The organism is Thiomonas sp. OC7 (assembly GCF_900634595.1).
In the GTDB taxonomy this organism is placed as follows: Bacteria; Pseudomonadota; Gammaproteobacteria; order Burkholderiales; family Burkholderiaceae_C; genus Thiomonas; species Thiomonas arsenitoxydans.
The window spans coordinates 2,251,159-2,271,617 of the sequence record NZ_LR131953.1 but is presented as its reverse complement, the minus strand read 5'-3'; the positions used below and the strand labels follow the sequence as shown (position 1 = coordinate 2,271,617).

The following is a 20,459-nucleotide window of genomic DNA, read 5'->3' as shown; positions in this document are numbered from 1 at the left end:
CTCCTGCAAGGAAAACCCATGGCCTCCTCCAAACCCGCATTTCAATGGGACGATGCGCTGCAGCTCGACGCCCAGCTCAGCGCCGACGAACGGGCGGTGCGCGACGCCGCGCAGGCGTATTGCCAAGACCAGCTCGTGCCGCGGGTGCTGAGCGCCTTCCGCCATGAAACCACCGACCCGACGATCTTCCGCGAAATGGGAGCGCTCGGCCTGCTCGGCCCGACGATTCCCGAGGCCTATGGCGGCGCCGGGCTGAACTATGTAGGTTACGGGCTGATCGCGCGCGAGGTCGAGCGGGTCGATTCGGGCTATCGCTCGATGATGAGTGTGCAGAGCTCGCTGGTCATGCTGCCGATCTTCGCCTTCGGCTCCGAAGCGATGAAGCAGAAGTATCTGCCCAAGCTGGCCCGCGGCGAATGGATCGGCTGCTTCGGGCTGACCGAACCCGATCACGGCTCCGACCCCGGCGGCATGAGCACGCGCGCCCGTGCCGTGCCCGGCGGCTATGCGCTCACTGGCAACAAGATGTGGATCAGCAATAGCCCGATCGCCGATGTGTTCGTGGTCTGGGCCAAGGACGACGCGGGCGAGATTCGCGGCTTCGTGCTCGACAAGGGGGCAAAGGGGCTGAGCGCACCGGCCCTACACGGCAAGGTCGGCCTGCGTACCTCGATCACCGGCGAGATTGTGATGGACCAGGTGTTCTGTCCCGAAGAAAACGCCTTTCCCACGGTGCGCGGGCTCAAAGGCCCTTTCACCTGCCTGAACAGCGCGCGCTACGGCATCGCCTGGGGGGCGATGGGCGCGGCGGAAGACTGCTACGCCCGTGCGCGGCAGTATGTGCTCGACCGCAAGCAGTTCGGCCGTCCGCTGGCGGCCAATCAGCTCGTGCAGAAAAAGCTGGCCGACATGGCGACCGACATCAGCCTCGGGCTGCAGGGCGTGCTGCGCCTGGGGCGCATGAAGGACGAAGGCACGGCGGCGCCCGAAGTCACCTCGCTGCTCAAACGCAACAACTGCGGCAAGGCGCTCGACATCGCCCGCACCGCGCGCGACATGCTCGGCGGCAATGGCATTTCAGACGAGTTCGGCGTGGCCCGCCATCTGGTGAATCTCGAAGTGGTCAACACCTACGAGGGCACGCACGACATCCACGCCCTCATTCTCGGCCGGGCGATCACGGGCATCGCGGCGTTCTGAGTCTCACGCCACCGTCCGCGACGCGGCGCATTCCCGCTCAGGCGGCGACAAACTCCCAAGCGTCCATGCTGAGGTTGCCGTAGTGCACGCCCCCGACATGATGACGCGGCGTGGCGCCTTCGCCAGCGGCGCCCAGCGCCCAGAACAGCGGCAGCAGATGCTCGTCGGTGGGGTGCGCGCGTGCCGCATGCGGCGCTCTGCGGCGGTAGTCGAGCAGCGCCGGGGTGTCGCCGCGGTCGATCATGCCGCGCATCCATTCGACGAAAGCCTGCACGTAGGCGGCCGGTGGATCGTCGGTGCGGGCGGACGGGTGAAACTCGTGCAGATTGTGCGTCAGGCTGCCAGTGCCGAACAGCAAGACGCCTTGCTCGGTCAGCGGCGCCAGCGCCGCGCCCAGGCTATAGGCGAGCGCGGCGTCGAGCGGCCAGGGCATGGCCAGCGGCATCACCGGAATATCCGCCTGCGGAAGCATCAGCCGCAGCGGTGACCAGACGCCGTGATCGAGCCCGCGCTGCGGGTCTTCGTGCACGCCCCAGCCAGCTTCGCGCAACAGTGCTTCTATCCGCGCAGCCCACTGCGGCGCACCGGGCGCGGGGTATTGCAGGGCATAGAGCGCGCGGTCGAAACCGCCGAAGTCGTGCAGGGTCGAAGGCCGCGTGCTGGTGCCCAGAATGGGCTGCCGCGCCATCCAGTGCGGCGAAAAAGCGAGGATGATCGCGGGCCGCGGCAGCGCCTGCCCGAGCGCCTGGAGCATCGGCCCGGCGCTGCCCGGCTCCAGCGGCAGCATGGGCGAGCCGTGAGAGACAAACAACGTGGGCATGCGCTGATCGGGCATGTTCAGCTCCTCTCAAGGAAACGCCGGGCCACCCCAAGTTTCCTTGTCCACCTCGCAGCTTGCAAGCTGCTCGGATTCGGCTCCGTCCAAGCTGCCGCAGGGCAGCTTGGAGCCGCGGGCCTCATCCCCCGCGGGGGGCGGGCTGGGCGCAGACCGGCCCTGGGGGCAATCATGATGGGGTGCGCACGCCTTCGATCTCCACGCGCACTTTCACCTCATGGCTCAGGCCAGCGGCGAAAGCGGTCATGCCGTAGTCCATGCGATTGATCGTGGTGGTGGCGACGAAGCCGCTGAGATAACCGCCCCAGGGTTTGGGCAGATAGGCCACATCGCCCGCGCCTTCCAGCGTTACCTCGAAGGTCGCCGGGTGGGTTACGCCGCGCAGGGTGAGGTTGCCGTAGAGCTTGCCGTGGGTCTTGTTCTGCGGCACATAGCGCGTGCCGACGAAGCGGATGTCGGGGTTCGCAGCGGCGTCGAAAAACGGCGCGGCCAGCAGATCGGTGTTGCGTTGCGACAGGAAGGTGTCCAGACTCTGGGCGGGGATGACGATGTCGGCCTTGTCTTTGGCGGGGTTCGCAGGGTCGAAGGTGTAGCTGCCAGTCACCCGTTTGAACACCCCGGTGAAGCGCCCGACACCCGCGTGGCCGATGGTGAACTGCACCCCGGAATGATCGGGATCGACGCGGTAACTCCCCGCTGGATCGGCATGCTTGTGAACATAGGCCTGCGGCGCCGTTGTTTCGGCGGCCCAGGCCGGTGCGGCGCAGAGCGCCATGGCCACGGCGGTTGAAAGCGCGGGGGCCAGAAGTGAGCGGGAGCTTGAACGAAACATGGTGAAGTCCTTTCAGAGAGAGCGGTGTGCGGTGAGTGGGTTGTGTCAGTTGTTATTGGGGAGAAACGACCAGATGCACCTGCACCGCAATGGCAGCGGCCACCACGCTGGTGTCGGCCCACGAGCCGGTGCCCAGGCCGAAGGCGGTGCGGTCGAGTTTGAAGGCGGCGTCCATGATCAGGTCTTTGCCGTCGGGGTGGGTGCTCACCTGCACGCGCAGCGGCTGGCTGTGGCCCTTCACGCTGAAAGTGCCGTTGAGCCAGTAGTGTCCCGGTCCGTCGGGGGTGAAATGGGTGGAGACGAAACGGGCCTGCGGATCGGCTTTGGCCGCCAGCCAGTCGGCCCCGGCGAGCAGGGCGTTGGTCTGGGCGCTGCCCGCGTCCACGCTGGCCGACTGCACCGCAACCTCGACGTGCGACTTGGCGAGGTCGCCCGGCATGAAGTCGATCTGCGCGGTCACGGTTTTGAAGTGACCTTTCATCGGCACGCCCATCTGGGTGGCGCTGAAGCTCACGCTCGACGCGGGCAAAACGTGGGTGTAGGCCGCAGCGGGAACGGGCTGCGCCCAGGCTGTTGCGCAGATGGATAACGCGCTGGCGGCGGCGCACAGCGTTTTGATCGAGAGATGCGACATGATTGATTTCCTTTTCCAAAAAGAGCGCACGCGGAGTGGCGAGTCTTGAGCCCATCAGCGACGCAAACGCGGCAACAGACGCGGCAGCATGCGCAGCAGCACGCCGTCGTGATCGATGAACTGGTGCTTGAGCGCCGCGGCAATATGCACGGCAACCAAGGCGGCCAGGGTGTAGTTCAGCGTGGCGTGCACCAGTTCGAGCAGATGCGCCATCGCCGGGTTGGCGGGCAGCAGATTGGGCAGCTTCCACACGCCCCACCACACCACGGGCACACCGGCCGCCGAGCTCAGCGCCCAGCCGCTGAGCGGTATGCAAAGAATCAGTAAATAGAGCAGTTCGTGCATCAGGGCCGCGGCCGCCTGCTGCCAGGGCGGAATGTCGCCGGGCAGCGGCGGCGGGCGATGCGTGAGCCGCCAACCGATGCGCAGCACCACCAACAGCAGCACGGTGATACCGAACCATTTGTGCCACGAATACAACTCGATTTTGCGCACCGAAAGCGGCAGCCCGTGCATATAAAGCCCCAGCGGAAAGAGGCCGAAAATCAACAGGGCGATCAGCCAATGCAGCAACTGTGCGGGCAGGGTGTAGCGGGCCACTTCGGCAGCCGGGGTGGAGTTCATGTCGCACCCTCCTGAGTACCCGCGTGAGCGCCCGCCTGCTCCAGCGCCTGCCGCAGGCTGTGCAAGGCCTGCTGCGAGGCGGCCAGCTCTGCAGCGCTCAGTTTTGAGAACGCCTGCGCCAGATGCGCCCCATGCGCAGGAAACACTTGCTCGAACACTTTCTGTCCCCGCGACGTCAGCCGCACGATCTGCCCACGGCCATCGCTCGGATCGGGCAGACGCTGCACCAAGCCCTTGGCCAGCAGGCGATCGACCACGCCGGTCAGCGTGCCTTTGGTGATGAGGGTCTTGTCGCCCAACTGCTTGGGGTTCATGCCCTCGGTGTTACCCAGCGTGGCCACCACGTCGAATTGCGCCGGGGTCAACCCGAGGCTTTGCACATGCGCGGCGGAGTAACGCTCGAACGCCTGATAGGTGCGCACGAGTTCGCGCAGCAAGGGCAGAAAGGGGGGCGGGGAAGTCACACTGCAACTCGGAAGCAGAACATGCGGCGCATCTTAGTTCTGATTAGAACTATCTCTGCGCGCAGGGTCATTGCGGCCTCCGCCAAGGCGGCGGGGCAAGGTGCCGCGAGAAAATTTCAGCCGTGCAGGCGTTCGCTGCCGGGGTCGATCTGCGGGCCGCGATAGAGGAAATCGCTGATGTGCACCGTGACCTGCTCGGGCGTGATCAGCACCACGCCGTAGCCCGGCGCTTCGTGGGTAAACAGATCGGTTTCCGTGAGGAAGTCGAGGCCCGACTGATGCGCCGTGGCCGGCAGGGTGGAGAAAGGAATGCCATGCCAGCTGCCGGAAATGGGGCGGTGGATGTGACCGAAGAACAGATGGCGGATGTGGCCATACTCCCGCAGCAAAGCGCCGAAAGCCAAGGCGTCATCGGCCACGAGGTTGATCTCGTCGAAGGCGGCGATGCCCACGCCAAACGGCGGATGGTGCATGAACAGGAAGACCGGCGCTGCGTCAGCCTGCGCACGATCGAGCTGCGCGCGCAGCCACTCAACGCGACCGGCATCGAAATAGCCCGCGGATGGGCGCCGCTGATCGGCGTCGCCCAGCACCGTATCGAGCAGGATGAAGCGGCCGACCGAGGTGTCGTGCGTCCACTGCACAAAACCGTTTTCGTCCACCGGCACTTCGGGAAACGCGGCGCGAAAACGGCCCCGGTGATCGTGGTTGCCGATCAGCGGCAGCACCGGCATGGGCAGCAACTCCAGGCCGTCGCGCAGACTGGCGTATGCCGCCGCCTCGCCCCAGTGTGTGAGGTCGCCGGTGACCACGCACAGCTCGGCGTCGGCATGCTGGTGCGCAATGTGCTCGACCGCCGCCTGCAACCGCGCCAGCGGGTCGATACCGTAGAGACTGCGGCCCGGCGTGGTGAGATGGGTGTCGGTGAGGTGAATGAGCTTCATGGCGTGTCCTTCGCGGGCAGCAGGCGCATGGCATCGGCCTGCCAGCCGATGTGCACCCGGCTGCCGATGGGCAGTTGCTGCGCGGCGCTGGTGGACAGGTCGGACAGCAAACGCTCGCCGCTGTCGAGATCGACGCGCAAGCGCGTAACGGCGCCGAAGAAGGTGCTTTCGCGCACCGTGCCCTGCAGCACCGCACCGCTCGGCGTACTGCCGTTGAGCGCGTGCAACTGCACATCTTCGGGGCGCAGGTAAAGATGCAGTTCCTCGCTCACCAGACCGCGCGCGCGCGGCGCCTGCAGCGGCTTGTCCATCACAGAAATCATGCCCTGCCCGGCATCGAGCAGACGCGCGGGCAGGCGGCTGGAAATGCCGATGAACTGGGCGACGAAAGGATGCTCCGGCTCCTGATAAATCGCCGCTGGCGCGCCGACCTGCACCATGCGACCCTCGAACATCACCGCCACGCGGTCGGAGATGGACAGCGCCTCCTCCTGATCGTGGGTGACGAACACGGTGGTGATGCCGGTCTCGCGCTGAATGCGGCGAATCTCCTCGCGCAACTGCACCCGCACCTTGGCGTCGAGCGCCGACAAAGGTTCGTCGAGCAACAACAGTGTGGGCTGGATGGCCAGGGCGCGCGCCAGCGCCACGCGCTGCTGTTGGCCACCGGAGAGCTGGTGCGGGTACTTGTCGGCATGGGCCGACAGGCCTACGAGTTCGAGCATCTCGCCCACGCGGCGAGCTTGCTCGGCAGCGTCGATTTTGCGTACCCGCAAGCCGAAGCGCACGTTCTCCGCCGCGGTCATATTGGGAAACAGGCTGTACGCCTGAAACACCATGCCGAACTGGCGCTGATTGGCGGGCAGCGCGGTGATGTCGCGCCCGTCCACCCGCACACTGCCGCGCTCGGGGTGCTCGAACCCCGCGATGATGCGCAGCAGCGTGGTCTTGCCGCAGCCCGAGGGACCGAGCAGCGAGACAAACTCGCCGCTGCTCAGATTCAGGGAAATGTCGTGCAGCACGGTGCGGTTGCCGTAAAGCTTGGCCACCCCGTTGATTTCAAGCGTCGCCATCAGTGCGCGCCTCCGAGTTGCGCCTGGCCTTTGCCGCGCCCCGACAGCAGCACGCCCAGCATCGCCAGCCAGGTGATGACAAAGCTCAGCAGAGTGAGTGCCGCCGCCTCGGTGGCCGAGGTCTGGCCGACGTAGTTGATATAGACCGCGAAGGTGTTGAACAGCAGCACATTCGCAAAAGTGAACTCGCCCATGACGATGGCGATGGTGAGCAGCGCCGCACCCGCCAGCGCACTGGCGAGATTGGGCACCAGCACCCGCAGCAAGAAAGTGCCCCAACCTGCGCCCAGGCTGTGCGAAGCCTCGGTGAGGGTGCGCAAATCGAGCGCGCGCATGCCCACATCCAGCGCCCGGTAGGTGTAGGGCAGCGCCAGAATGACGTAAGGCACCACCAGATAGTTGGGCGTGCCGACGAACCAGTCCGGCCCATGAAACAGCGCGGTGAGCCCGGCCACCAGCACGATGGGCGGCACGACGAAAGGCAGCACCGAAATGAAGTCGAATAGCGGCTTCATGCGCGGCGCGCGCAGGTGCATCCAGAACACCGCGGGCACCAGCACCACCAGACTGAGCGCGATGGTTTCCAGCGCCAGCCGCAGAGACAGCCACAGGCTGTTCCACATCTCGCTCTGGCGCACCAGACTCGCATAGGCGCTGAGGCCGTAACGGTCACCGCCTTCCCAGAAGCTGAACACGCCGGTAGCGAACAAGGGCAGCGCGAAATACAGCCCGACGATGAGCAATAACGCCATGCCCGAAACTGGAAGTCGTTGACGAACAGATGCGTTCATCGTCCTCTCCAGCGATTGGCGCGGCGGGCCACCAGCGCGTACAGCAACATCACCACCACCATCACCGCGATCATGCCCAGCGCCAGCGCAGCGCCGGCTTGCGGCTCCAGCATGACGTTGCCCGACAGCACATTGCTGATTTCGATGGGCACCAGGCCGATATTGCCCGAAGTCAGCGCGTAAGGCGTGGCGTAGGCCGAAAACGAATTGCCGAACAGCAGCAGGTAGGCCGACAGCAGCGACGGCAACAGAATCGGCAGGCCCACATGCCGCCAGTACACCCAGGTGCGCGCACCGAGGCTTTCCGCGGCCTCGCGCCATTCGCGCCGCAGCCCTTCGATGGCCGGGATGATGACAATGATCATCAGCGGAATCTGAAAGTAGCCATACACCAGAATCAAGCCACTCATCGAGTAGAGATTGAAGCCCGAGGCGTACAGGTCGATCCCTAGGCTTTTCAGCCAGACCGTCACCATGCCCAGACTGCCCAGGGTGGCGATGAAGGCAAACGCCAGCGGCACCCCGGCGAAGTTCGCCGCCACCGCGCTGAACGAGGTGAGCAGAGAACGCAGCCCCTTGGGCGCCTTGGGGTGCAAAATGAAATAGGCCGCCAGACCGCCGAACACCAGACCGACTGCAGCCGAGACCGCCGAGAGCACGATGGAGTTGGAAAACGCCTGCACCGTCTGCGGCTGCGCCAGCTCGGCGATGTAGCGCAGCGTCAGGCCGTGCGGGTCGATGAGCGCCTGCGCCAGCAAGCGCAGCGCGGGCAGCAGCAGGAACACCAGCACATAAAGCAGAAAGGGGCCGATGAACAGCACCGTGCCCCAATGTCGGCCCAGCCAGCCCGGCAGGCGCACCGAGCGGCTGGCGATTGACGCCCTGTCAGACGCCATACCCGCCGGTGCATCAGATGCCTGCCGCATTACACCTTGACCATCTTGGCCCAGTCAGCCTTGAGCACGCCTTGCGCCTTTTCGGTCTGCGCCTTGTCGGCGAACACGACTTCTTTGTAGGCCGCGGCCGGGGGCAGCTCAGCCATGAGCGACTGCGGAATCACGCCGCGGGCCACCATGTCGTTGAAGCGCGCCGGGTGCGCATAACCTTCGAGGTAGATGAGCTGACCCGCGTCGGACATCAGGAACTCTTCCCACAGTTGCGCTGCCTTCAGGTTGGGGGCGAACTTGCTGATGGCCTGGCAGTAGTAGCCGCCATAGGGCTTGCCGTCCGTCGGGATGATGGTGTCGATCTTGACCTTGTCGGCCTCTTTCTTGGCCTGAGCGATGTTGAGATAGTCCCAGTTGACGACGATGGGCGTCTGGCCCGAAACCAGGCTGGCCGAAGTGGCATCGGACGGGTTGAAGTTACCGGCCTTGGCCAGCTTGGCGAAGAACTCCACGCCGGGCAGCATATTGTCGAGCGAGCCGCCGTTGGCCAGCGACGCCGCAAACACCCCGGCGAACGCAGCACCTGCGCCCAACGGGCTGCCGTTGAGCGCCACCATGCCCTTGTATTCGGGCTTGAGCAGATCGGCCCAGGTTTGCGGCGCGTTCTTCACCACATTGCGGTTCACGCCGAACGACACCACGCCGAAGTAGTCGCCCCACCACAGGCCACCGGCATCTTTCATGTTGTCGGGAACGCTCGCCCAGGTCGCCACCTTGTAGGGCTGGAACAGCCCTTCCTGCACCCCGGCCAGCGCGAAGGCGGGGCCGACATCCACCACGTCCGGGCCGCGGCTCTGGCCTTTGAGCGATTTGATCGCCTGCAGCTCCTGCGCCGAGCTGGCGTCCGGCGAGGCGCTGTTGACCTTGATGCCGTACATCTTGGAGAACTCGGCAATCATCTTGCCGTAATTAGCCCAGTCCGGCGGCAGCGCGATGACATTGAGCTTGCCTTCGGCCTTGGCTGCGGCGATCAGCCCCTTGTTCGTCGGCGCGGCGGCAGCGGCAAACGCGTTGCCGACAAAACCCGGAATGAGGGCCGAACCCAGGCTGGCGCCCGCAGCACCGGCAGTGAGTTTGAGGAAATGACGGCGAGTATCGTGCGAACGTTTGGTCATGAGTGACTCCAAGTTATAGGCAAAGAAAACAACGGAGCGTAAGGCCGGGAAGTGACGAATTGATGACGTTTATTTTGCTGCAAAAAACCGCTTTAGCCCATTCATTTCGCCGCTGGCGACCCGACGAGCCAGCCGTGCGTCACCTCGACCCGCACCTCGCTGCCAGGCGCCAGCCGCTGGACGTGATCGCACAGCAAGCGGCTTTCGGGCGCACCGAACAAGGCCAGTTCCAGCTCATGATCCTGCCCTCGGTAACGATGCCGCATGACAAGGGCATTTGCGGCTCCTTCAGTCAGACGCACTGCGGCTGGCCGCACCAGTGCCAGCCCGCTGATGCCATCAGCCAGGTGCGAGAACTGCGCTGCGTCCACGGGAAAGCACAGGCCAGCGCAGCGCGCAAGGCCCCCCGGGCCGGTTTGCACGGGCAGAATCCGCCCACGCCCGATGAATCCCGCCACGAAGCGCGACTGCGGCTGTTCGTGCAGATCCTGCGGAGTGCCGACCTGTTCCAACCGTCCGCCATTGAGCACGGCGATGCGGTCGGCCAGCGCCATGGCCTCGTGCTGATCGTGGGTCACGTAGATCTGCGTGCCGCCTAAAGCGGCGTGAAAGTCGCGCAGCGCGTCCATCATCTGATCGCGCAAGTGCACGTCGAGGCTGGCCAACGGTTCGTCGAGCAAAGTGAGTCGCGGGCGCTGCACAAGACAGCGCGCCAACGCCACACGCTGCCGCTGTCCACCGGAGAGCTGATCAGGCCGCTTGGAGGCATATGCCGCGAGCCCCATTTGCTCCAACGCAGCGCCCACCTGTTGCATCCGCTGCGCGCTCGGCAACTTCTTGACCCGCAGCGGATAGGCGATGTTCTCCGCCACGCTCAGGTGCGGCCATAGTGCGTAGCTCTGGAACACGATGCCCACGTCGCGCCGCTCTGCGGGCACGCTGCGCTGCGCATCGGCGATCACCGCGTCATCGAATTGGATGACCCCCTCGCTGGGCGACTCGAACCCGGCCAGCAGACGCAGCAAAGTCGTCTTGCCGCAGCCCGACGGGCCGAGCAGCGCCAGAAACTCGCCGCTGCGGATGTCGAGATCGATTTGATTGAGCGCCGTGGCGCCTTGTGAAAAGCGCTTGCTCAAGGCGCGCAGGGAAATTGCCGTCATGCGGCGCATGCTAGGCGACGAACATGGCAGTCTGTTGACACATGACGGTCATGTTGCGCGGATAGCTTCACGGCTTTGTTAGACCACCCAAGACTCGCATCATGCAATACACAACACGTTCACACATCCTCCTCAATGCTCGCCGCCGCCAGGTTCTCACCACCGGGCTTGGCCTTGGGCTGAGTGCCTTTTCGCTGGGCATCGCCCGTGCCAATACCGCCGTCAAGGGCGATCTGGTGCTCTACACCAGCCAGCTTTTGCAGGATGCGCAACAAACCGTGGCCGCGTTCGAGCAGACCCATCCCCATGTCAAAGTGCGCTGGGTGCGCGATGGCACCACGCAGCTGCTGACCAAGCTGCGCGCCGAGTTCGCCGCCGGTGCGCCGCAGCCCGATGTGCTGCTCATCGCCGACGAGCTGGCGATGGCCGGACTCAAACGCGAAGACCGTCTACAGCCCTACAAGGATGCGCCTTTCGAGGGCTTTCCCGCTTCGTTGCGCGAGCCCGGCGGATATTGGTATGGCACCAAACTCATTACCACTGGCATTGCCTACAACACCGCAGCAAAGATGGTGCCCAAGCGCTGGTGGGATTTACAGCAACCCGAGGCTATGGGACAGATCGATATGCCCAGCCCGCTTTACTCCGGCGCGGCGATGGTCATGGTCGAGGCTTTCACGCAGCATCCCAACCTCGGCTGGAAGTATTACGACATGCTCGCCAAACAAAAAGCCATCGCCCAGGGCGGCAACGGCGGTGTGTTCAAAAACGTCTCCAGCGGCGCCAAGCTCTACGCCGCGCTGGTGGACTTTCTCGCCATCCGCTCCGAGCAGAAGGGCGCGCCGATCCGCTTCGTCTTTCCAGAAGAAGGGGTGTCTGCCGTCACCGAGCCGGTGGCCGTGCTCAAGACCGCGCGCAATGTCGATGCCGCGCGCGCCTTTGTCGATTTCTGCCTCTCGGCGCCGGGCCAGGAACTCGTCGCCCGCCAGGGCATGATGCCGGCCCGTGCGGGCATCACCCCGCCACTCGGATTCCCCAAGCTCGGCAGCTTCAAGCTGCTCAACGTGGACGCCGACCGCGCGCTCGACACCGTCGAAGCCGACAAAAAACGCTTCAGCGCCCTGTTCGTCTGATGCGTTTTTCCGTCTGGATGCGCGCCCACCGGCGCCTCCAGTGGCGCGCTGAAACCGCGCTCGCTCTGGGCGTGGGCGCGGTTTTGACAGCCCTGGTCGCGCTTCCCCTGTTGCGCATCGGCCAGCAAGCGCTCTGGGCCGATGGCAGCTGGCGGCTGGCTGCCGCTTGGACACGGCTCATCGCCCCCGACACGCTTCAGGCCACAGTCAACAGTCTGATCGTCTCGCTCGGCGGCACGGCGGTGGCCGTGGTCTTCGGCACGGCCTATGCGCTGCTCGTTGGCCTCACCGACCTGCGCGGTAAACGCGGCCTGATCTTTCTGCTGCTGTTGCCGCTGATGATTCCGCCGCAGATCACCGCCATGAGCTGGGCGCAATTGCTCGGGCCGGGCAGCGCGCTGCTCAAGCCCCTGGGCCTCGCTCCGGCGCCAGGGTCGTCCAATCCGATGTACGGTCTGGCGGGCATCACCCTGCTGCTCGGCCTACAGCAAACGCCGCTGGTATTCCTGGCCCTGCGGCCCGGTGTGTCCAGTCTGCCGAGCGACCTCATCGAAGCCGCGCAAAGCGCAGGCGCCTGCTCCTTGTGGCGGCTGCGCACCGTGCTGCTTCCGGTGCTGATGCCGGGCGTGCTGGCGGGTGCGGCGCTGAGCTTCGTCTCCTGTCTCGACAACTTCGGCATTCCCGCATTGCTGGGCACGCCGGTGGGCTACACCGTACTGTCCACCCTCATCTACCAGAAGCTCTCGGGCTTCGGCCTGTCGGTGCTGTCCGACGTGGCGCAGCTCAGCCTGCTCGCTGCGGCTCTGGCCCTGCTCGGCCTGGGCGCACAGGGGCTGCTGCAGCGACGCTGGCAGGGGCATCTCAGCGGCGCGTCCAGTCCTTATTGCATCACACTCGGGCGCTGGAAAACGACCTTGACCGCGGCCGCCTGGGCGCTGCTCATCGCCGTACTCATCACCCCGGCGCTGGCTTTGCTCGCCACCTCGCTGGTCTCGATCTACGGTCTGCCGCTAACGCCCAAGACCCTGACCTGGGCACACTACCAAAGCCTGCTCGGTGACGATATGGTGCGCACCGCCTTGCGCAACAGCCTGTGGCTGGCCGGATGGGCCGCGGCACTGACCGCCGCCATCGCCCTGCCCGTGGGATATCTGGTGGTATGGGACAAAGGACGCGTTACCGCCGCGCTGGCAGCGCTGGCCGATCTGCCCTTCGCGCTGCCCGGAGCGGTGGTCGCCGTGGCCGCCATTCTCATGCTGCTGCCGCCGCTGCCGGTGCTGCACATCAGCCTTTACAGCTCGCTGTGGATCATTCTCTACGCCTATCTGCTGCGCTTTCTCACTCTGGCCATCAAGCCGGTGGTGGCCGGGCTATCGCGGCTTGACCCAGCACTCAACGACGCCGCACGCAGTTGCGGCGCCGGGCTGTTCATGCGCCTGCGCACCATCGTCTGGCCACTAGCTGCGCCTCTGCTGCTGGGCGGCGGCATTCTGGTTTTTCTCATGGCGCTGAACGAACTCACCGTCTCTGCCCTGTTGTGGTCGTCCGGCTCTGAAACCCTCGGCGTGCTCATCTACAACTTCGAGGAAGGTGGCTCTACCGGCGCCGCCGCCGCGCTGTCGGTGCTCACCATCGTGGCCGTGCTCGGACTGCTTGGCGTCTTGCAGACGCTTTCCAGGCGGCTACCCAAAGGGTCTCTGCCGTGGGCCTGATGCTCGCTCCCAGCTACTTTCAATGTGACGTCATTCAGATGTCACAAGAGTTTCCTAGCCTTGCATCATGCTTTCTATTTCTGTGCAGGGGCTGACCAAGCGGTTTCCCAATCACCTGGCGACGGATGACCTCAGTCTCGACATCGAAGAGGGGCAGTTCGTCGTCGTGCTCGGCCCTTCGGGCTGCGGCAAGACCACGCTGCTACGGCTGATTGCCGGGTTCGAGCAGGCCGACGCCGGGCGCATTCATCTGCATGGGCGCGAGGTCACCCAATTGCCGCCCGGGGCCCGCGATCTGGGCATGGTGTTCCAGAGCTACGCGCTGTTTCCCCATCTGAGCGTGGCGGACAACCTGCAGTTCGGACTGCAACTGCGCCGCGTGTCTGCTGCCGAGCGCAAGCAGCGTCTGGAGCAGACCAGTGCTTTGCTGGGGCTCGATCAGCTGCTTTCGCGCAAACCTGCTCAGCTCTCGGGCGGACAGCAGCAGCGGGTGGCGCTGGGCCGCGCCATCATCGGCGGGCGCCGCATCATCCTGATGGACGAGCCGCTGTCGAATCTGGACGCCAAGCTGCGGCAGGACATGCGGCGTGAAATCAAGGCGCTTGCGGTGAAGCTGGGCATCACCGTGGTCTATGTCACGCACGATCAGGCCGAGGCGCTGAGCATGGGCGATGTAGTGGTGGTCATGCACGAAGCGCGCATCGTGCAGGTGGCCGTGCCTGCGACCTTGTACGAGCGGCCGAACAGCCTTTTTGTCGCACGCTTCATCGGCTCGCCGCCGATGAATCTGCTGCCGCTCGAACCCAGCGCGCATGGGCTGCGCATCGCAGGCACGCAGCAGCCCGTCATGCTGCCCGCCGTGCAGCCAGTCATGCCAATCGACAGCAGCGCCAGCCTCACCCTGGGCATCCGCCCCGAGCATCTGTGGGCCAACCCCGCCGCGCATCATCCCCAGTTGCTGATGCGCGTCGATTCAGTGGAATACCAAGGTTCCGACAGCATCGTCAACGGCCATTTGGGCCCTCACGCCCTTGCCGCCCGCCTGCCCGGTCGGGCGCAGTACGCCGCAGGCCAGACCCTGCCACTGGGCTGGAGCCCGCAAGACCTCTGCCTGTTCGACCCACAAAGCGGCAAACGCCTCGACCTCGCCGCACCCACCGATTTTCTCCACCGTTCACAAACTCAAGAGGATGCACCATGCAACGTCGTGATTTCCTGAAGGCTTCGGCCCTTCCCCTGTTCAGCGCGTCGGTACTGCCATCGGCGCGCGCCGCCCAAGTCATCGAACTGCCGATGTACTACCCCGTCGCCGTGGGCGGGCCGATCGCCAAGATTCTCGATGGCTACGCCGAGCAGTTCCACAAGGCCAACCCGGACGTGGTCGTCAAGCCCATCTACACCGGCAGCTATCAAGACACCATCACCAAAACACTGACCGCGCTGCGCAGCGGCGGCGGCAGCGCGCCGAAGATGGCCGTTGCGCTCGCGGTGGATGTGTTCACCCTGTTCGACCAGGGCGTGCTGGTTTCTGCGGAAGACCTCGCTGGCGGCGACAAGGGCTGGCTCAAGAGTTTTTATCCCGCTTTTCTGGCCAACTCGCAGGTCGCAGGCAAGACCTGGAGCGTGCCCTTCCAGCGCTCGACACCCGTGCTGTACTGGAACAAGGCCGCCTTCAAGGCCGTGGGTTTGAACCCCGACAAGGCGCCGGAAAACTGGGACGAGATGCGCGACATGGCCCGACGCCTGACCAAACTGCACAACCCCGTCAGCCCGACCGATTGGGGCCTGCAAATTCCGACCTCCGGCTTTCCCTACTGGTTGTTTCAGGGACTGTCCATCGAAAACGGTCAGGCGCGCCTGGCCTCGCCCGATGGCAAAACCACTTATTTCGACGCACCTGAAACCATCGGCGCACTCGACTATCTGGTCAAACTCTCGCGCACCGACAAGGTCATGCCCGAGGGCATCATCAACTGGGGCACGACGCCGCAAGACTTTTTCCAGCACCGCTGCGCCATGATGTGGACCACCACCGGCAACCTCACCAACGTCAAAGCCAACGCCAAGTTCGACTTTGGCGTGGCCATGCTGCCGCAGCACAAGCGCCGCGGCGCGCCCACGGGCGGCGGCAACCTCTATGTCTTCAACAACACCACCGAGGCCGAGCGCGCCGCTGCCCTGCGCTTCATCCGCTGGGTGACTTCGCCGGAAATGGCGGCAGACTGGGGCATCCAGACCGGTTATGTGGCCACCAGCCCGGCGGCCTGGGAGACGCCGCGCCTGAAGGAATACGTCGCCGGTTTCCCGCAAGCCGCCGTCGCCCGCGACCAACTGAAATACGCCGAGCCCGAGTTGTCCACGCACGACAACCAGCGGGTTACCAAAGTGTTCAACGACGGGCTGGAAGCGGCCATCACCGCGCAGAAAACCCCGGCGGCTGCGCTCAAGGAGGCGCAGGCCACGGCCGAAGGCATCCTGCGCCGTTATCGCAACAGTTGATCGTCCCCAACGCGCTGCGGCCGCCGCGTCGTGCCGCCGCGCTGTTTTGTTCCCTTCCAAGATGCTCAACCCTAAGCAAGGCGCTCGCCGCGCCTGGCGCCAAACCCTGCTCGCCTGGGCCTTGCTCGCGCCGGCTCTGCTGCTGCTGACCACGTTCACCCTCTACCCGGCTCTCTCCACGCTTTGGCAGAGCGTGATGTCCACGCCCAGCGGCCAGCAACCCACCCAATTCGTGGGCACGCGGCATTTCGCCCAGATGCTCGCTGACCCGGTATTTCGCCAGGTCATGCGCAACAACCTGCTTTATGCCCTCGTCTCCATTCCCGCTTCGATTGCGCTCGCGCTGCTGATGGCGCTGTTGATGAATGCGCGCATTCCCGGCCGGGCGCTGGCGCGCATGGCTTACTTCACCCCCACGGTGCTGCCGCTGGTGGCCGCCGCGAACATCTGGCTGTTTTTCTACACCCCCGGCTATGGCCTGCTCGACCAGTTCATGCATGGGCTCGGCCTGCCCGGCCGCAACTGGCTGGGCGAGCCCGCCACAGCGCTGTGGGCGGTCACGGTAGTCGCCGTGTGGAAGCAGGCGGGGTTTTTCATGATCTTCTATCTGGCCGCGCTGCAAAACATTCCCCAGCACCTGATCGATGCCGCCCGCATCGAAGGCGCGTCGGCCTGGCAGGTGTTCCACCGCGTCACCCTGCCGCTCATCGGGCCGACCACCTTGTTCATTTTGATCAACGCCGTCATCGGCGCCTTCAGCCTGGTGGACGCGCTGTTCGTGCTCACCAACGGCGGCCCCGACAACAGCAGCAATCTGCTGCTGTATTACATCTACCAAAACGCCTTCCAGTATTGGGACACCGGCTACGCCGCCGCACTCACGGTGGTGCTCATCGCCATCCTCGGGCTGGCGTCGTGGGTGCAGTTCGCCAGCATGGGCCGTCGCACGCACTACCAATGAAGCCCGCCACCTCTTTGCTGACTCTCAGCGCCTGGGCGCTTGCGCTGTTGTGGATCATGCCCCTGCTGTTTGCGCTATGGGCCGCCTTTCATCAGGCCGCCGATGTCGCGCACTTCAGCTTGCTGGCGCCCCTGACCCTCGACAACTTCGCCCGCGCCTGGAAAGCCGCACCGTTCGCACGCTATTTTCTCAACACCTTCCTTGTCGTCACGCTCATTCTGGCCGCCCAACTTGTGGTGTGCGTGCTGGCGGCCTACGCCTTTGCCCGCTACCGCTTCGCCGGGCGCAGCCTGCTGTTCGCGCTGGTCATGGTGCAACTGCTGGTCATGCCCAATATGCTCATCGTTGAGAACTACCACACCATGGCGCAGCTCGGCCTGATCAACCACCTGCTCGCCATCGGCCTGCCCTACTTCGCCTCTGCGTTTGGCATCTTTCTGCTGCGCCAGATTTTTTTAAGCGTGCCGCATGAACTGGTCGATGCCGCCAGCATCGAGGGCGCTGGCCCGCTGGCCGTGCTCTGGCATGTCTATCTGCCGCTGGCCCGGCCAGTGCTCGTGGCCTATGGCCTGGTGTCGGTGAGCTATCACTGGAACGACTTTCTCTGGCCCCTGATCGTCACCAACTCGCCCGACAGCCGCGTGCTGACTGTCGGTTTGCAGGTGTTCTCCACCGCAGATCAGGGGGTGGACTGGCCCCTCATCAGCACCGCCGCACTGATGACCTCGGCCCCGCTATTGGTCGCCTTCTTGCTGTTTCAACGGCACTTTGTGCAGAGCTTCATGCGCGCAGGCATTCGATAGTTTTGAAACATATCGGTACATATCGGCTAGCCCAAAAAAGTGTCATTTTGGTGACATCAAAAAAACGTCGCTAAACTGCGACTACAGCGCAAAATAACAATTTTGTCATTATCGGAAAAAAATCTGTTTCTATATTTCATTCCAGCCTCTCCAGGGCGATTGTGAACGAACCTGTTTCGTCAGCAATATTTAGAGGGGTGAGACGCAAGTCTCACCCCAATTTTTTCCTACAGGAGAACCGAATGAAAAAGACACTCATGGCCGCGGCACTCGCCGGCCTGTTTTCCGGCGCCGCATTTGCAGCCGATAGCGTGACACTCTATGGCACGATGGACTTGGGTATTGCGCATTATGACAATGGCGGCTCGTCGACCGTCACCAATATGTCGCAAGGCGGCGTGAGCAACTCGCGCATTGGCCTGAAAGGCAAAGAAGATCTGGGCGGCGGATTAAACGCTATTTTCCAGCTTGAAACCGGTATTTGCGCACAAGGCGGCCCGCTGACCAGCGGCGGCTATTGCTCCGGCGGCGGCTTCTTCCAGCGCCAGTCGTGGGTCGGATTGCAAGGTGGTTTCGGCACCCTGCGCCTGGGCCGTTACTACACCTATTCCGACCTCGACCTGTATGACTTCGACCCGTTCACCGACAACACGGTGGCTGGGGTGGGCAACCTGCCGGAAAAGTGGATTCCGGTGCGCTTCAGCCAGTCGATCACCTATGACAGCCCCTCGTTCAGCGGGTTCGACATCGGCGCGCAACTGGCTTTCGGTGACGGCTCCGGCCTGACCTCCAGCACCGCTTCGAAGACCATCGGCGGCTATGGCCTGCGTGCCCGCTACCTGAGCGGCCCGGTGCGCGTCAGTCTGGAAACCACGCGCGTCAATGACATCAATGGCAATGCCACGGTCAAGGATATGCGTGTTTCTGGCGCATATAACTTCGGCATCCTGTCACTGAGCGCGCTTTACGGCCAGAATAGCCCGGACAGCGCCGTCATCACCCCGACGGCGTCTGGAAAAATATTCAAAACCAAGTATTTCATGGTGGGTGCGTCGGTTCCCGTCGGCCCGGGCAACATTCTGGCATCTTATACCCAGATCAAGAACGATACGGTGGCCAACGCGGGCGCAAAACAGATCGGCCTTGGTTATTGGTATAACCTGTCGAAGCGCACCATGCTGTATGCCAATTATTCGCGCATCAGCAACGACGCCAATGCGCTGTATACGGTTGGCATCGGCAATGATGCCCCAATGGGCCCGAACGGATCGACCTCTTCCGGCCTGATGTTTGGCATGAAGCACACCTTTTAATTCATTCCTTTTGAATCAGACTTGATAATCCTGGCGGCAACCCCGCCAGGATTATCTATTGGAGAGAAAAATGAATAAAACCCAGTTTCTCGCCGGTGTGACTGTCACATTGGCTTGCGGCCTGAGCAGCGTCGGCATCACCAGCGCGCACGCTGCCGAGCGCGTCAAAATTCAGTTCTGGAACGCCATGAGCGGCGAGCTGGGCAAGACGGTGCAGCATGTGGTGGACGAATTCAACGCCTCGCAAACGCAGTACGAGGTAGTCTCGGTCAACAAGGGCAGCTATCCCGACACCATGATGTCAGCGGTAGCCGCCTTCCGCGCCAAGAATCCGCCCGACATCGTGCAAGTGTTCGATGTGGGCACGGCCACCATGATGGCGGCCAAGGGCGCCTATGTGCCGGTTTATGAGCTGATGGCCAAAGAGGGCATTCCCTTCTCCACCAGCCAGTTCATCGGCGGCGCGGCGAGCTACTACTCCAATGCGCAGGGCAAGCTGGTGTCCATGCCGTTCAATTCGTCCACGCCAGTGCTTTACTACAACAAGGATTTGCTGGCCAAGGCCGGCATGCAGCCGCCCAAGACCTGGCAGGAAATGGGTGAAGTGGGCCAGAAACTCAAGGCCGCGGGCGTGAAGTGCGGCTTTACCACCGGCTGGCCGGACTGGGTGCAATTCGAGCAGTTCTCGCTCTGGAACGGCATTCCCTACGCCACGCAGGACAACGGCTTCAAGTCGTACAAGAACGTCAAGCTGCTGGTCAACGACAAGCCCTATGTGCAGCATGTCGCCGATCTGGTGCAATGGTCGAAGGACGGCATTTTCAAATATGCCGGCGCCGCCAGCACTAACGCCACACCGCTGTTCAACAGTGGCGAATGCGCCATGTACATGGACAGCTCGGCGTCCTTCGCCGCGGTCAACGCCGGAGCCAAGTTCCCGTTCGGCATCGCCCCCATGCCTTACGACGCCAACCTGAAAACCGCGCCGCAGAACACTGCCGTGGGCGGCGCCTCGCTGTGGGTGATGAAGGGCGTTCCCGCCGATCATTACCCCGGCATTGCCAAGTTCCTCGACTTCCTCGGCTCCGCCAAAACCCAGTCGTACTGGGCGAAGAAGACGGGCTATGTGCCTGTGACCAATGCGGGCCTGGGCCTGCTCAAGGCCGAGGGCTATTACGAGAAGAACCCGGGTGCGATGGTGGCCATTCAGGAACTGACCAACAAGCCGCCCAAGCCGTTCACCATGGGCATCCGCCTGGGCTATATGCCGCAGATCCGCGACAACATCCGCGCTGAACTGGAAGACGCGCTGGCCGGCAAGAAGACCCCGCAGCAAGCCATGGACGCCGTGGTGAGCAAGGGTGACAAGCTGCTGGCGCAATTCGGCCAGACCTCGGGTCAGTAAAACGTGACCGCATC

20 protein-coding genes are annotated in these 20,459 nt (G+C 63.9%); 9 read left to right on the top strand and 11 right to left on the bottom strand.

Annotated elements, in window-relative coordinates:
* Positions 1-18 precede the first annotated feature (18 nt).
* On the top strand, positions 19-1,200 hold the full coding sequence (locus BIO17B3_RS10840; RefSeq protein WP_156054067.1) for an acyl-CoA dehydrogenase: 1,182 nt from the start codon (positions 19-21) through the stop codon (positions 1,198-1,200).
* Positions 1,201-1,237: 37 nt separating this feature from the next.
* Here BIO17B3_RS10840 and BIO17B3_RS10835 read toward each other — a convergent pair whose 3' ends face one another.
* The 11 genes from BIO17B3_RS10835 to BIO17B3_RS10785 form a co-directional block, all read right to left on the bottom strand.
* A complete protein-coding gene (locus BIO17B3_RS10835) occupies positions 1,238-2,035 on the bottom strand; it encodes a dioxygenase (RefSeq protein ID WP_156054066.1) in 798 nt (265 codons plus the stop codon).
* 169 nt (positions 2,036-2,204) lie between these two features.
* Positions 2,205-2,867: a YceI family protein gene (locus tag BIO17B3_RS10830; protein WP_156054065.1), complete on the bottom strand. Its 663-nt coding sequence runs from the start codon at positions 2,865-2,867 to the stop codon at positions 2,205-2,207.
* 52 nt (positions 2,868-2,919) lie between these two features.
* Positions 2,920-3,501 (bottom strand): YceI family protein, encoded by a 582-nt coding sequence (locus BIO17B3_RS10825; RefSeq protein WP_156054064.1) that lies wholly within the window; start codon positions 3,499-3,501, stop codon positions 2,920-2,922.
* A gap of 54 nt (positions 3,502-3,555) precedes the next feature.
* Positions 3,556-4,125, bottom strand: coding sequence for a cytochrome b (locus tag BIO17B3_RS10820; RefSeq protein ID WP_156054063.1), 570 nt, complete (start codon positions 4,123-4,125; stop codon positions 3,556-3,558).
* Positions 4,122-4,589: a MarR family winged helix-turn-helix transcriptional regulator gene (locus tag BIO17B3_RS10815; protein WP_156054062.1), complete on the bottom strand. Its 468-nt coding sequence runs from the start codon at positions 4,587-4,589 to the stop codon at positions 4,122-4,124. The genes BIO17B3_RS10820 and BIO17B3_RS10815 overlap by 4 nt, the downstream gene beginning before the upstream one ends.
* A gap of 116 nt (positions 4,590-4,705) precedes the next feature.
* Positions 4,706-5,533 (bottom strand): phosphodiesterase, encoded by an 828-nt coding sequence (locus tag BIO17B3_RS10810; protein WP_156054061.1) that lies wholly within the window; start codon positions 5,531-5,533, stop codon positions 4,706-4,708.
* A complete protein-coding gene (locus BIO17B3_RS10805; RefSeq protein WP_156054060.1) occupies positions 5,530-6,606 on the bottom strand; it encodes an ABC transporter ATP-binding protein in 1,077 nt (358 codons plus the stop codon). Before BIO17B3_RS10805 ends, BIO17B3_RS10810 begins: the two co-directional genes overlap by 4 nt.
* Complete coding sequence (locus BIO17B3_RS10800) at positions 6,606-7,397, bottom strand: ABC transporter permease (protein WP_156054059.1); 792 nt, start codon at positions 7,395-7,397, stop codon at positions 6,606-6,608. Before BIO17B3_RS10800 ends, BIO17B3_RS10805 begins: the two co-directional genes overlap by 1 nt.
* The gene (locus BIO17B3_RS10795; protein WP_156054058.1) at positions 7,394-8,293 is read right to left on the bottom strand and encodes an ABC transporter permease subunit; all 900 of its coding nucleotides are present in this window, start codon (positions 8,291-8,293) and stop codon (positions 7,394-7,396) included. The genes BIO17B3_RS10800 and BIO17B3_RS10795 overlap by 4 nt, the downstream gene beginning before the upstream one ends.
* Before the next feature lie 29 nt (positions 8,294-8,322).
* Positions 8,323-9,459: an ABC transporter substrate-binding protein gene (locus tag BIO17B3_RS10790; RefSeq protein ID WP_156054057.1), complete on the bottom strand. Its 1,137-nt coding sequence runs from the start codon at positions 9,457-9,459 to the stop codon at positions 8,323-8,325.
* Positions 9,460-9,560: 101 nt separating this feature from the next.
* The gene (locus tag BIO17B3_RS10785) at positions 9,561-10,619 is read right to left on the bottom strand and encodes an ABC transporter ATP-binding protein (protein WP_156054056.1); all 1,059 of its coding nucleotides are present in this window, start codon (positions 10,617-10,619) and stop codon (positions 9,561-9,563) included.
* Positions 10,620-10,720: 101 nt separating this feature from the next.
* Here BIO17B3_RS10785 and BIO17B3_RS10780 point away from each other — a divergent pair, with 101 nt between their 5' ends.
* The 8 genes from BIO17B3_RS10780 (at position 10,721) to ugpB (ending at position 20,445) form a co-directional block, all read left to right on the top strand.
* On the top strand, positions 10,721-11,752 hold the full coding sequence (locus BIO17B3_RS10780) for an ABC transporter substrate-binding protein (protein ID WP_156054055.1): 1,032 nt from the start codon (positions 10,721-10,723) through the stop codon (positions 11,750-11,752).
* A complete protein-coding gene (locus BIO17B3_RS10775) occupies positions 11,752-13,464 on the top strand; it encodes an iron ABC transporter permease (protein WP_156054054.1) in 1,713 nt (570 codons plus the stop codon). Before BIO17B3_RS10780 ends, BIO17B3_RS10775 begins: the two co-directional genes overlap by 1 nt.
* A 67-nt stretch (positions 13,465-13,531) precedes the next feature.
* Positions 13,532-14,683 carry an ABC transporter ATP-binding protein gene (locus BIO17B3_RS10770; RefSeq protein ID WP_156054053.1) on the top strand — a complete coding sequence of 384 codons (1,152 nt, stop codon included), beginning with the start codon at positions 13,532-13,534 and terminating at the stop codon, positions 14,681-14,683.
* A complete protein-coding gene (locus BIO17B3_RS10765) occupies positions 14,662-15,963 on the top strand; it encodes an ABC transporter substrate-binding protein (protein ID WP_156054052.1) in 1,302 nt (433 codons plus the stop codon). The genes BIO17B3_RS10770 and BIO17B3_RS10765 overlap by 22 nt, the downstream gene beginning before the upstream one ends.
* 61 nt (positions 15,964-16,024) lie before the next feature.
* On the top strand, positions 16,025-16,924 hold the full coding sequence (locus BIO17B3_RS10760; protein WP_156054051.1) for a carbohydrate ABC transporter permease: 900 nt from the start codon (positions 16,025-16,027) through the stop codon (positions 16,922-16,924).
* Positions 16,921-17,727: a carbohydrate ABC transporter permease gene (locus tag BIO17B3_RS10755; protein ID WP_156054050.1), complete on the top strand. Its 807-nt coding sequence runs from the start codon at positions 16,921-16,923 to the stop codon at positions 17,725-17,727. The genes BIO17B3_RS10760 and BIO17B3_RS10755 overlap by 4 nt, the downstream gene beginning before the upstream one ends.
* Positions 17,728-17,969: 242 nt before the next feature.
* The gene (locus BIO17B3_RS10750; protein ID WP_156054049.1) at positions 17,970-19,040 is read left to right on the top strand and encodes a porin; all 1,071 of its coding nucleotides are present in this window, start codon (positions 17,970-17,972) and stop codon (positions 19,038-19,040) included.
* Between the two features lie 70 nt (positions 19,041-19,110).
* Positions 19,111-20,445: a sn-glycerol-3-phosphate ABC transporter substrate-binding protein UgpB gene (gene ugpB, locus BIO17B3_RS10745; RefSeq protein ID WP_156054048.1), complete on the top strand. Its 1,335-nt coding sequence runs from the start codon at positions 19,111-19,113 to the stop codon at positions 20,443-20,445.
* Positions 20,446-20,459: the final 14 nt, after the last annotated feature.